General features: G+C 50.3%; 10 protein-coding genes and 1 tRNA gene. 5 read left to right on the top strand and 6 right to left on the bottom strand.

Going from position 1 to position 12,413, the window contains the following annotated elements:
• The first annotated feature begins 14 nt into the window (after positions 1-14).
• The 3 genes from BMZ51_RS19215 (at position 15) to BMZ51_RS19205 (ending at position 2,572) form a co-directional block, all read left to right on the top strand.
• Positions 15-91: transfer RNA gene (locus tag BMZ51_RS19215), tRNA-Met, on the top strand.
• 300 nt (positions 92-391) lie between these two features.
• Positions 392-1,399 (top strand): hypothetical protein, encoded by a 1,008-nt coding sequence (locus tag BMZ51_RS19210; protein WP_068010954.1) that lies wholly within the window; start codon positions 392-394, stop codon positions 1,397-1,399.
• Positions 1,400-1,867: 468 nt separating this feature from the next.
• Complete coding sequence (locus BMZ51_RS19205) at positions 1,868-2,572, top strand: Crp/Fnr family transcriptional regulator (RefSeq protein ID WP_068010952.1); 705 nt, start codon at positions 1,868-1,870, stop codon at positions 2,570-2,572.
• A gap of 89 nt (positions 2,573-2,661) precedes the next feature.
• Here the strand turns inward: BMZ51_RS19205 and BMZ51_RS19200 are convergent, their stop codons facing one another.
• The 6 genes from BMZ51_RS19200 to BMZ51_RS19175 are packed head-to-tail and all read right to left on the bottom strand — an operon-like array spanning position 2,662 to position 8,130.
• Positions 2,662-2,937 carry a cytochrome C oxidase subunit IV family protein gene (locus BMZ51_RS19200; protein WP_068010950.1) on the bottom strand — a complete coding sequence of 92 codons (276 nt, stop codon included), beginning with the start codon at positions 2,935-2,937 and terminating at the stop codon, positions 2,662-2,664.
• Positions 2,938-2,939: 2 nt separating this feature from the next.
• Positions 2,940-3,518, bottom strand: coding sequence for a cytochrome c oxidase subunit 3 family protein (locus BMZ51_RS19195; RefSeq protein ID WP_244271430.1), 579 nt, complete (start codon positions 3,516-3,518; stop codon positions 2,940-2,942).
• 2 nt (positions 3,519-3,520) lie between these two features.
• Positions 3,521-5,458, bottom strand: coding sequence for a nitric oxide reductase activation protein NorD (locus BMZ51_RS19190; RefSeq protein WP_068010948.1), 1,938 nt, complete (start codon positions 5,456-5,458; stop codon positions 3,521-3,523).
• Between the two features lie 10 nt (positions 5,459-5,468).
• A complete protein-coding gene (locus BMZ51_RS19185; protein ID WP_068010946.1) occupies positions 5,469-6,278 on the bottom strand; it encodes a CbbQ/NirQ/NorQ/GpvN family protein in 810 nt (269 codons plus the stop codon).
• 5 nt (positions 6,279-6,283) lie between these two features.
• A complete protein-coding gene (locus BMZ51_RS19180) occupies positions 6,284-7,654 on the bottom strand; it encodes a cbb3-type cytochrome c oxidase subunit I (protein ID WP_068010943.1) in 1,371 nt (456 codons plus the stop codon).
• Positions 7,655-7,677: 23 nt separating this feature from the next.
• The gene (locus BMZ51_RS19175; protein WP_068010941.1) at positions 7,678-8,130 is read right to left on the bottom strand and encodes a c-type cytochrome; all 453 of its coding nucleotides are present in this window, start codon (positions 8,128-8,130) and stop codon (positions 7,678-7,680) included.
• Between the two features lie 627 nt (positions 8,131-8,757).
• Here BMZ51_RS19175 and BMZ51_RS19170 point away from each other — a divergent pair.
• Positions 8,758-10,434 carry a cytochrome D1 domain-containing protein gene (locus tag BMZ51_RS19170; RefSeq protein ID WP_068010939.1) on the top strand — a complete coding sequence of 559 codons (1,677 nt, stop codon included), beginning with the start codon at positions 8,758-8,760 and terminating at the stop codon, positions 10,432-10,434.
• Positions 10,435-10,618: 184 nt separating this feature from the next.
• Positions 10,619-12,406, top strand: coding sequence for a NapC/NirT family cytochrome c (locus BMZ51_RS19165; protein WP_068010936.1), 1,788 nt, complete (start codon positions 10,619-10,621; stop codon positions 12,404-12,406).
• Positions 12,407-12,413: the final 7 nt, after the last annotated feature.

The following is a 12,413-nucleotide window of genomic DNA, read 5'->3' as shown; positions in this document are numbered from 1 at the left end:
CAATATCCTATTACCGCGGGGTGGAGCAGCCCGGTAGCTCGTCAGGCTCATAACCTGAAGGTCGCAAGTTCAAATCTTGCCCCCGCAACCAAATAAAGATCGTAAGATCAACGCTATAACAAAAGCCCCGAGCCAACCGCTCGGGGCTTTTGTATTTGGGTTCGTGTTTAAGTCAGCTCAATATCGTTTAACAACTTGACCTTTGTATTTTTTGCTGTCTTCCCGACTTTTCCATTGCTGGTTTTTCTTTCATTGAAGCAAAACTGTGACGTATGCCTTGGTAGGATGCAGATGGTTCGCGGCAATACTGCACATTTGAGGGTTTACGTGGAGCTTTTTTGGTTCCTCAATAGACAGGTTAATTCCTTTTACTTCAGATAAAGAGCCGAGAATGCACAGCGTGGAAAAGATTAAAAGGGGAAATGGCTGCGTGCTTCATCCTGAAGTCAGCTTTTTCGATATTGGGGTTCCTGACAGCATCCTGAATGTGCCAGGAATGTTGTCAACCGGGGAGCGAATGCTCCTCTATTCTCTTTCGAAAAGAAATTACCGTGGAATAGGCTCTATCATTGATGCTGGGAGTTTCATGGGTTCCTCTGTTGTGGCTTCAGCGCAAGGACTTGAGGACAATCCGCTCTTTCAAGGAAAGAAATCGTTCGCGCTAGATCGTAGGAAGCCGGTAAATAGTTATGAGCTTGGTTACCTACCAAAGCCTGCTGGTGGGAAAGAGGTAACGCGTAATTTTTGTGGGAAAAATTATAGGATGGGAGATTCATTTCTGCCTATCCTGAAGGAATCGATTGCGCCTCATCAGAAGCTGGTGAAGCTAAACATTGGTGACTTAAAGCGGTATAAATGGACGGGTAGGCCAATCGAGATTTGTTTTATTGATGTCTGTAAAACGAGCGACCTGAACAGGCATGTCGCCCAACAATTTATGCCTTGCTTGATCCCGGCACAATCGTATTTCTTGAATCAAGATTTTTTCTTTGACCGTCTCCCCTGGATCAAGGTCACCATGGGCTATCTAGAGGAGTATTTTGACTGGTACGGACAGGTTTTTAGCACTTCTATTTACAAGTGCAAAAAACAAATTCCCGCTGATGTTGTTGCCTATGATCCTTTTCAGGAAGGGACACTTGATGAGTGTTTGAAATACCATGACATGCATCCGCGAGCTTATATCTCGGATATGTATCGACTAAGGATGGACATCTCCCGTGCCTATCTCATGGCATTGAAGGGCAGGAAAGAGGATGCTCTTGAATATTTGGATGCGTTAGGCGTTACATACGAGCATGTATTTGAAGAGGGCACGGCCGCTGCTGAAACAAATTTAATGAGATACCAAAGAGCGCAACGACAAATCGTGCGCGGGGTTCGCAAGGCGATGGCATAAGCCCTGCGTGCTGCACTCATCTTGAAGACGTGACCTACTCGTGGGGTGTCATTAGGTGATTCCCTGGGTATTTTTCTCTGTTTGGAGAGGTTCCGCGGTACGGATAAGGTCGTATTAAAGCCTATCGTATAGTTACCTACTGGGGTTGACCTATTGTGCTTGCTACGCTGTTCTATTGGGGTGCCTGCATTGTAGCTCTGGGCGTGCGGGCGCTTGCGCCTAAACATTCACCAAGATTTTCACGCAATATGGAGCGGGCCTGAACCGCGTTGTTCGCGCTTCTAAGGTTGTATGAAACCTTAGGTTTATGAGATACACAGTCTAAGTTGTATTCCAAACTTGCTTGTTTGACTTTGCGCAAGGCTGGTGATCGCACAGAATGGTTTAGTTTTTTTACGAATACGACTCGTCGGATCCTTAAAGGCATGCAATAGTTTTTCGACGGCACTGGAGAGAGATGTTGCACTAATGAACGAAAAACGTAGAAAAATTGCTCAGAACTCTCTGCTTCTCAAGAGCCTGCCCGAGAAATACGTTGATACCCTTTTGTCCATGTCGAGCTCACGAGAGTACGACAAGGGCGAAGCTATTTTCTTTCAAGGTGAAATTGCCACTGCTATTCATGTCGTTGTCGAAGGATGGGTCAAGCTCTATCGCATTGCGCCGAACGGTGGCGAAGCAATCGTACACGTCTTTACCAAGGGTGAGAGTTTTGGTGAGGCGGTTGCGATCAAAGAAAAAGAATACCCAGTTTCTGCAGGGGCGGTGACGACCTGCGAAGTCGTCCGGATCCCAAGTTCAGCGCTATTGAATGTGATCCGCAAAGAGCCTGAAGTGGCTATCACCATTCTTGCGTCGACATTCAATCACTTACATTCGCTTGTCTCTCAGCTGGAGCAGCTTAAGGCGCAGACGGGCCCGCAACGCGTCGCGGAGTTTCTGTTGGAGCTGTGTGGTGATGAGCAGGGGCGTCAGGTCGTGACGTTGCCTTATGATAAAGCTTTGATTGCAGGACGCCTTGGAATGAAGCCAGAGAGCCTCTCTCGCTCGTTTGCTCGGTTAAGGTCGGTGGGTGTTCAGGTAAAGCGCAACAGCAGCACTATTGAAGATATTGAGCGTTTGCGTGTGTTTGCTGAAACTGATCATGCGGATGCCTGGAGCCCCATGAAATGACCTGTTTGGAAACTGCCTTTGTTCTTGGCCGCAGTTTCTGCTTGTTGATTTGAAGGCATTTGACCAGTCGATCAGTCTGACAGATATTTTTACATTAGTGCCGGAACCAGGTAGAGCCCAAGCAGTATTAGGCAGAACGCAGCCAGCACCCAATTAAAGCCATGGTTCCAACTTGGCGCCTTCCACAATCCTAGATACCGGGAAAGAATGGTTCGCGCCTTGAACCAAGCCAGCAACAAGATGACAGCTCCTGTCGCCGTCGTACCAAGACCATAATCTGCTAAGGAAGCGACAATTGTAGAACCGATGCTGAGTATCAGCAGGGCGATCCATGCACGTGTGAGAGGCGTTAGAAGCTGTGTCATGATTATGCCAATAGGTAAATGACCGGGAACAACAAAACCCACACCAGATCCACCATATGCCAAAAGGATGCCCCAACCTCTATGTTTTGAGGGTCATCTTTCCAGGCGACAAGCACCAGAATGACAACTCCAGCGATCACATGTGCTGCGTGAAAGCCTGTAAGCAGGTAATAGAAAGTGAAGAAGGGGTGGCTTTCGCTCGTAATGGAAAGTTGAGCCTTCTCCCAGTACTCGAAAACCTTGATTGCAAGGAATACGAGGCCAAGACTGCTAGCGCCGGCAAGGTGCCAGCGCGCAGATCTTCGTTTACTTTGCTCTCGTAGGTGTAGCGCGCGTGCTGCCAGAAAGCCGCTTGTAACCAGCACTATAGTGTTAAAGGCAGCGGAGGTGCGGTTCAGGTGTTCTTGTGCTTCTGCAAAACCCGCAGGGTCTGTGAGGCGGACGCCAAGGAAGGCTAGCAAACCTGCTCCAAAGACCAAGAGTTCGCTGATGATTAGAACCCACATCAGCAATTCGCCAGGCAATTCATCCAGTACGCTCTTGGCGGGTTCTTGCATGGGTTTGGTTGCAAGTTCCTGCATGGTCAGCCACCGACCAGGTGACGATAGATCTCAGGCAACGCCTGTGTCAGTTTGTCTGGTTCGGGAATAACGGCAAAGCCTCCTTGCCCAAATAGGCGCGGAAACCATGATTTTGCAGACTTATCGATCGTGATCCCGAAAACGGATTGCCCAATTCTCCGCGCTTCGTGCACTGCCATGCGTGTGTCTTCAATGCCATGCCGTCCCTCATAGTGATCAAGGTCGTTTGGTTTACCATCAGTGATGACGAGCAGTAGTCGGCGTTTCTTGGATTGAGCGGCCAGTTCTTGAGAGCTATGGCGAATTGCAGCGCCAAGGCGCGTGTAAAACCCAGGGCGCAAGCTGCCGATTTTCATCTCGACTTGCTGTGACATAGCTTCGCCAAAGTGCTTGCAGTTTTGCAGGTAGACACGGTTTCGTTTTAAAGAAGAGAAAGCTGTGATGGCAAAGTCATCGCCACATGCATCCAGCCCCCAGGCCAAGGCGGCCAGAGCTTCGCGTTCAATGTCAATCACAGTTCGGTCTGCAACCGCGCTTTCCGTGGAGCGTGAGACGTCCAGCAAGATGGAAACAGCCAAGTCACGCGCTTCTGGCCGTGTTTGTAGCCATATCCGCTCTGAGCCTTCACCGGTTACCACTCGTTCTACAGAGGAGCGAACGGTCGTATCCATATCCAGCTCATCACCTTCCAAATGCCCACGTGTGGTCACGCGACCAGGTCGCAATGCTTCAAACTGCCGTTTAACAGAGCGAATACGCCTTGCGGTGCGTGCATCTTTCGTAAAGGAGGCGTTTTCTTCTTTCACTTGAGCGTCACTGGTCAGAACGCACACATGATCTTTCAAATATACGCCTGTGCGTGCATCCCATTCTGGGTAGAGTGTTTTTCCAGAGAGCCGCTCACGATCAACATCCTCTGGTGCAAGATCCAGATGGAGCTTTAACCGTGTGGCTGGTGCCTTGGAAACCTGACCAAGACCGATTTCTTCCTGATCTTCAGCCGCTTTCTTCGCGCTGTCCTCATCATCATCTTCAACACGGCGGTTGAGATTTAAGAATTCTGTCCAGCTTAAAATTGCTTCGAATTTATGCAAGATCAAGCTGTCATTGCGTTCTGCCTGGTCTGACTTGTGCCGCTTTGCGCGGAGCATTTTTTCGCTTGAAGATTCTGGAGTGCCATCCGTGTCGCGAGTTTCAACGCTTTCGCCTTCGTTGAACTCAACCGCTCGCAGGACAGGCCAAAGAGCGACAGGGCGATAAGGTTTATAGCCTCGCGGTGCAGAAAGGTCGGTGAAGTCGACCTTCTGTATGGCGTTTTTATAGGTGGTTGCAAGCTCGCTGAGCTGACGTGTTTCACCCAACATATGCCGGATGACAGCGTCAACTGCTGCTTCTGCATTGGGTAGTGGGCGTTGCGGCCTTTGTTGCAACAACCCTTCACATAGGGCCGAATAGCTTTTCTTCAGTCCAGGTGCCCCTGCAAGGGTTTGTTCCACCATAACGGAGGCCACTTGCAAAGCGCGCAGATCAGCCCTTAAAGGGTCATCATCGCCATAGTAATCTGGTGCATGAGCGACCGCTGCTGTCAGCCAGATGTAGAGGGCAGAGTTTGCATCTCTGCTGGCGTATACAGCAAGCTTTGCGGGCAAGCGTAATACTTCCCCGTCAAAGCTGGCATTGGGCGTGAATTCGGTTTCGGTACCTAACCGGCGTGAAAAACTTAACCGGTGGCCCGAGGCTTCCTCGGAGACTGGTCGTATTTCCACACCGTGGTTACCTCCCAGTCCCCGAAAAAGCACTGCAAGTCGCCCGACGACTTCATTGAAGTCGACCGCGGCTCCATGATGCACCTCAGGTGCATCGAGACGACTTGCGAATGCGTGCCATAGTTTCCCAACAGTTTCTTCGGGTTCCCATGGCTCTATTTCGATCTTGTTCATTGGTTTGGCCTCACCCAAAAACGACCACCACAAGATCTTGGAGCCCGCGTTTCACATCATCATCGTCTGTAAGAGGTTCGATCATGGCTGTTTGAACGGCACGTTGAACACTCATTCCCTGGGCAATCAACGTCGCGGCATAAACGACCAAGCGGGTCGAAACGCCTTCTTCCAAATCCTGTCCCTTCAGAGCGCGCAGTTTACCTGCAAGGCGTACGAGGGATTTCACTGTTTCTCTGTCCAGCTTGCTTTCCTGCGTCACGATATCAACTTCCAATTCAGGAGCCGGGAAATCAAATTCAAGTGAGAGGAAGCGCTGCCGTGTTGAGGGCTTCAGTGTCTTTAAAATATTCTGGTAACCTGGGTTGTAGGAGGCAACCAGCATGAAGCCTGGTGTTGCTACAAGCTCTTCGCCAGTTCGGTCGATCGGCAACGTGCGACGGTCATCAGTGAGCGGGTGCAGTACCACCGTTACGTCTTTACGTGCCTCAACCACTTCATCCAGATAGCAGATAGCACCTTCACGCACTGCGCGTGTCAAAGGTCCATCTACCCAGACTGTCTCGCCACCCTTAAGCAGGTAACGGCCGATCAGATCTGCCGCTGCAAGATCGTCATGGCAGGCGACAGTGTAAAGTTTCCGACCAAGCTTTTCAGCCATGTGGGCTACAAAGCGAGTTTTGCCGCAGCCCGTCGGGCCTTTTAGAAGCACTGGTAGGCCATTTTGATGGGCCGCGGCAAAAACAGAACACTCATCCGACTGGGGGAGGTAGTAAGGGGCGGTAGCCGCCCCTTGTTTTGTTATTGTAGTTGCTTCCATAGTTTTTACTCCGCTGGCGCTTTAGCTGCGATACTGGTTTCAATTACTTCTTTGCGCGGAAAGGCAATGGAGTAGATGAACAGGAATGCACCGATTACGAACACAAAGCCCGATCCGAAGCGCATCCAGTAGAACAGATCGAGTTGACTCTGAACTTCCATGAAGTTCTCGCCAAGAACGCGTTGCAGATGAGTTTGAATCGTGCCTGCAAAAGTCAACACGAAGGTCATGAACACCATGCCGCCAGACATCAACCAGAAGGACACCATATTCAGGACCTGATTGTATGGGTCGCGGCCACGTAGCATTGGTGCTGCATAGCTGATGATTGCCAGGTTCAGAGCAACATAAGCTCCGAAGAAGGCTAGGTGACCATGTGCTGCTGTGATTTGCGTGCCGTGGGTGTAGTAGTTAACGCCGTGCAATGTGTGCAGGAAGCCCCAAACACCAGCCCCAAAGAACGCAAGTGTTGCGCAACCGAGAGACCAAAGCAAAGCTGCTTTGTTTGGATGTTCCCGGCGACCTTTCCAGACCATCACGAAAGCGAATGCCATCATTGCAAAGAATGGAATAACTTCCAGAGATGAGAAGATTGAGCCAATCCACTGCCAGTAGCCCGGTGATCCGATCCAGTAGTAGTGGTGTCCTGTACCCAAAATTCCGGAGAATAGAGCTGCAGCAACAATCACATAGAGCCACTTCTCAACCACTTCGCGGTCTACACCGGTCAGTTTCAGCATCAGGTAGGCCAGAATGGACGCCATGATCAGCTCCCAGACGCCTTCTACCCAAAGGTGAACAACGTACCACCAGTACTGCTTATCCAGCGACAGGTTGCTTGGGTTATAGAAGCTGAACAGGAACAGCAGAGCCAGACCCCACAAGCCAAGCACGAGGATATTCGTGATCGCGGTTTTGCGACCCTTCAGAATAGTCATCGAGATGTTGTAGAGGAAAATCAGTGCAGCGACGACGATGCCTGCTTTCACCCACTTAGGTTGCTCAAGGAACTCGCGGCCTTCTCTTCCGAGCAGCCAGTTTCCTTCAAACAGGTTGAACAAGTAGGTTACAACCACGCCCAGAGTGCCCAACACAAGAATAGCGAGCTGGAGATAGGCAAGTTTAGGCGAGTGGAGTTCGCGCTCGGCCTCCTCTGGTACAAGGAAGTACGCAGCGCCGAAGAACCCAAGGATCAGCCACACGATCAAACTGTTTGTGTGCAGCATGCGAATAACGTTGAATGGTAGCAGCTCTGACAGGAAGTTAGGTTGAATGTAAACCCACCCTGCCAGCAAGCCGCCAATTACCTGAATGCCAAATAGGCCCAGGGCAGCAGCAAAGTAAGCCGTTGCTACCTTTTGTGATTGGTATTTCATCTTTTTTTCCTCCTGATCCCCAGTTAGCCAGCGTCGTTTGGTGGCCAGCCTTGTGTGTCGATCTTGTTCGTCCAGATCAGGAAATCAGCCAGATTTCGAATTTCTTCGTCGCTGAGGTTGAACTGAGGCATCTGGCGACGGCCTTCGATGCCTGTTGGCATTGCTTCCATCCAGCCTTTCAGCGTGTCAAAAGCATCTGCTGGGTCGTCAATCACGCCCCATCGTGTCATTACGTTGCCAAGTTCTGGTGCAAAGTAGGCACCTTCGCCCAATATGGTATGGCAATTTATGCAGGCTTTATCCTCCCAAACCCGCTTTCCGGCGATCACGCTATCATTTAACTCGTCAGCGTTCGTGGAAGTGTTGTTGATGTATAGGTGACTATCGATAGACAGCCCCACAAAGATGATAATGAAGAATAACGACCCGCCATAAAAAATGTTGCGGGCCATATTCTTTGTCATGACCTCGCGCATCGCGCGCTCCTTTGACCCTCGTTGCTAGTGGCCAGAGACTGGCATAGCTTTCGCAAGACCTCTTAACCAAAGTCAATCTGGTGCTCTTCTTGCGTTTTTTGGGGGCCAGGGAAGCAGGCCGTGAGGCTTTTCACAATGCCGTTATAAACCCGTGAACCCCCTGTTTTTCTGCTTAGTTTGGGATATGGCGACGGTGTGTTGAAGGGGTTTTGCAAGGATCGATTTTTTCTTGGGAAACTACGAATCAACGCGTCAAGGATTGTGTTGTGAAAACAAAAAACCTGAAAGAAGTTGCGGATTTAAATCTGACTGACGAGAACTGATTACCGCTCCCTCTCCAAGATCTAGAGAAATTCCATAAGCGGAAACATTGGGTTATTCCGATTCGATTCGGAGGTTTCTTGAACGTATGGAGTAAAATAATTTAAGTAATTGGCGTCACCTTCCACACCTCAAACCCTTAATGGGCAATCTGTCGCACTTTAAATATCGCGTGGGTTTCCCAGAGGTTTTGCCGCTGTGATGTTTTAGAGGGGCTGATTGAAATTTTCATCTTAACTTAAGTCAAGGAGTAATCGCCCCGTTCAACTCAATGTGACTAGGCCTCACCAGCAATGGAGTTTGAGAATGTCACAACCAACAAAGAGACGAGGATCGGGTTTCGCGATCGCGGCCAGCCTTGCGCTCCTGTTAGGCAGTGCAACAGCGCCAGCTTTTGCAGAAGGACCAGCCCTTAGCGAGGAAGCTTTCGAGCGTTCCAAGCAGCTGTATTTTGAACAGTGCGCGGGCTGTCACGGTGTTCTTCGTAAGGGCGCAACAGGTAAGAACCTGCAGCCACATTGGAAAAAGACGGCTAAAGACGGCACCGTCACTGAAGGGGGAACTCTACAGCTCGGCCAGGAACGCCTTGAGAAAATTATCTCTTGGGGTACCGAAGGCGGTATGAACAATTTCTCTGAGATCCTGTCTGAACAGGAAATCAAAGAAATGGCGACCTACATTATGATGGAGCCGCCAAAGCCGCCGGAGATGTCTCTGGCGCAGATGAAAAAAACCCGCAAGATTTATGTTGAAGAAAAAGACTACCCAACCGAGCCGCTACACGGCCGCAACTGGGAAAACTTCTTTGTCGTAATCGAACGTGATGCGGGTAAAGTTGCTGTTATCGATGGCGACACCAAAGAAGTCCTTGCTCATATTCCTACCGGTTATGCTGTGCATGTGATCAAAGCATCCGAGCACCACAAGCTGGAAGAGCCTGAGCAACCAGGGCGTTTCTGGTACACCATGGGTCGTGATGGCAAAATGACCAAGATCGATCTCTGGCAGACTCCAGACAAGATGTTGGTTTCCGAAGTAACAGTTGCTTATGACGCCCGTGACATTGCCGTATCTGGCGATGGCAAGTACATCATCGGTGGCGCTTACTGGCCTCCTCACTTCGTTATTGCTGACGCTGTGACGATGGAGCCGGTCAAGGTTGTTTCAACCCGCGGCGTTAACATTGACGGTGATTATGTAGAAGAAGCCCGCGTTGCTGCTGTCTACACCACTCCAAATGAACCAACATGGCTGGTTGCTGTTAAAGAGCTCGGCCAGATGTGGCAGGTTGATTATTCCGATATCGATAATCTTCGTATCGATAAAATCGACTCCGCTAAGTTCCTGCATGATGGTTTCTTCGATCCAACAGGCCGTTACTTCCAGATTGCTGCAAACGCATCCAACAAAATGGTCGTTATCGATACCAAAGAGCGTAAGCTTGAGGCCATGATTGATGTTGCGGCTTTGCCGCATCCAGGCCCAGGTGCAAACTGGAACGATCCAAAATGTGGTCCGGTTGCAGGTACGACCCACCTTGGCGTTGGTACCGTGTCTGTTTGGACAAACGATCCAGCAGGTCGTCCGGATGAAGCTTGGAAGAAGTGCTACGAAGTTGAAACTGATGGCCCAGGCCTGTTCATTCGTACGCATCCAAATTCCAAGTACGTATGGGCGGATCAGACCAAACACCCAGACCCTGAAATTCAGCAGGCTGTTCAGGTGATCTCGAAAGAAACCGGTGAGATTGTGAAAACGATCACCATCACCGAAACAGAGGGCAATGCCGCTGTTCACTTCGAGTTCAACGCTGATGGTTCTGAAGTTTGGGTATCCAACTGGAACATGGGTGATTCACTGGCACCAAACGGTGAAATCGTTGTCTTCGATGCAGAAACACTCGAAGAGAAAACCCGGATTAAGGGCCTTTATGCTCCAACCGGTAAGTTCAACGTTCATATCCGTTCGAACCACGTCACCTAATGTGATCTAGCGAACATATGAAGGGCGGGCTGTGCGCCCGCCCTTCTTTTTCGCCAGTAGTGTCGGGATTGCTGAGGCTGAACGATAGCCAGAGGTGACGGATTTGCTCCCCGCATCTTGCAAGCCTACCGCTCACGACCCGTCACGGAAGGGTCGCTGGAAAGATCCAAAACGGAGCCTGGAAATGACCCAGTCCAACGATACGGAAAAGAAAAAGCCGATCTGGCGCAGGTATTTCCTTTGGGGAATGCCGGTTGCTGGCCTTTTGGCGGCCTTTGTCATCGGCATTATCTTCTGGGGCGGGTTTAACACCGTCATGGAAGCGACAAATACAAAGCAATTTTGCGTCTCTTGTCATGAGATGAATGACTTTGTCTATCAGGAATATCAGGGAACGATCCATGATGTGAACCGGTCTGGCGTTGGTGCTGTTTGTTCAGATTGCCATGTGCCAAAAGACTGGACACACAAGATTATCCGCAAGATCAAAGCTTCCAAGGAAGTTTGGGGTAAGCTGACAGGGACGATTAACACCCCTGAAAAATTCGACAAGAAGCGTCTGCACCTCGCCAAAAACGAATGGGCACGGATGAAATCCTCCGATTCACGAGAGTGCCGTAATTGTCATGATTTTGAATCTATGATGCCGGAGTTCCAGAAACCGCGCGCAAGGCAGCAACACCTGAATGCAATGAAAACAGGTCAAACTTGTATCGATTGCCACAAGGGGATTGCTCACAAAAACGTACGTAATCGGGCATCCGATGAGTATCTTGAAATGATCGAGGCACCAAATCAGAATTTCGTTCGCGAAGTTCCGAAAGAGTATCTCGAAAGCTTAGCTCGTATCGAGGCGAAAGAAGCTGGGGAAGCTGCTGAAGCCAAAGCGGTTCAAAAAGCACAGCAGGACGCTGTTCAAGCACAGATTGCTGTTGCTGTTGAAGCTGCGCGCGCTGAAGAGCAGGCCAAAGCAGCTGGGCAAGCCGTTGAAGCTGACGCGGGCAACACTGTGGGCAGCAACATAGACTGGGATGCGATAAGTGCGGCAGACTTGACGCTCTTCTACCCAGGTCAGGCTTCCTTTGAGTTTGTGCAAAACGGTAAACAGCACGGTGGAGCACGTCCGCTCACCAAAGGTGGCGACCAATGCACAACCTGTCACGCTAAAGAGTTGGAAACCATCGGCTCAAAGATCGTCAAAGGCACTAAGAATACCGAGCCAACCCCAATTCCGGGTAAGCGCGGCGTTATCAATGCAAGGATGCAAGCAGCTCATGACGGTGAGAATGTCTACTTCCGCTTACAATGGCCTGATGCACCTCATGCACCAGTACCTTTCGTAGAAGGTGGCAAGATGGATCCTGACAACCAGATCAAGGTTGCCATGATGATCTCTGGGACCGGTATCAAGATGGGCGAGCAAGTTGGCTGTTGGGCAACCTGTCACGCTGATAACTCCTATATGCCGTTCGCACCGGATGCGGAGACCATTGTGGCCTCTGGGGAAGTGGCTGATCGTCTGCAAGCCAAGCAGCGGATTACGAAGTACCTGAGCGAAACCCGGACAAAGGTTGAGATCAAAGGTCGCCGCGGTAAAGCACAGGGTGGCTGGGAAAAGCTGAAGTCCGCTGAAGAGATCGATCAGTATCTTCAGGACGGTACCTTTATGGACCTGATGCGTGTCTACGCTGATGGCAGTTCGACCAATGGATATCTCCTTGAGCGTCGTGTGCAAAATGACGGTGAGATCGAGGCGACTGCCAAACTCTCAGCTGGAATGTGGACTGTGGTCTTTTCCCGTCCGCTTGCAAGCGGTGCGACTGGCGATGTGCCACTTGAGGCAGGGCAGACCTATACCGTCGGTTTCGCGATCCATGACGATTATTCCGCAGCGCGTTTCCACCACGTAACGCTAAACACAAGTTTGGCGCTGGATGACGAAACGGCTCGAATAAATGTTGTAGGGCAATAAGTTGTCA

It is taken from the genome of Pseudovibrio axinellae (assembly GCF_900110875.1).
GTDB lineage: Bacteria > Pseudomonadota > Alphaproteobacteria > Rhizobiales > Stappiaceae > Pseudovibrio > Pseudovibrio axinellae.
Note: the sequence above shows the minus strand (reverse complement) of the source record. Positions and strands in the feature narration are given on the sequence as shown.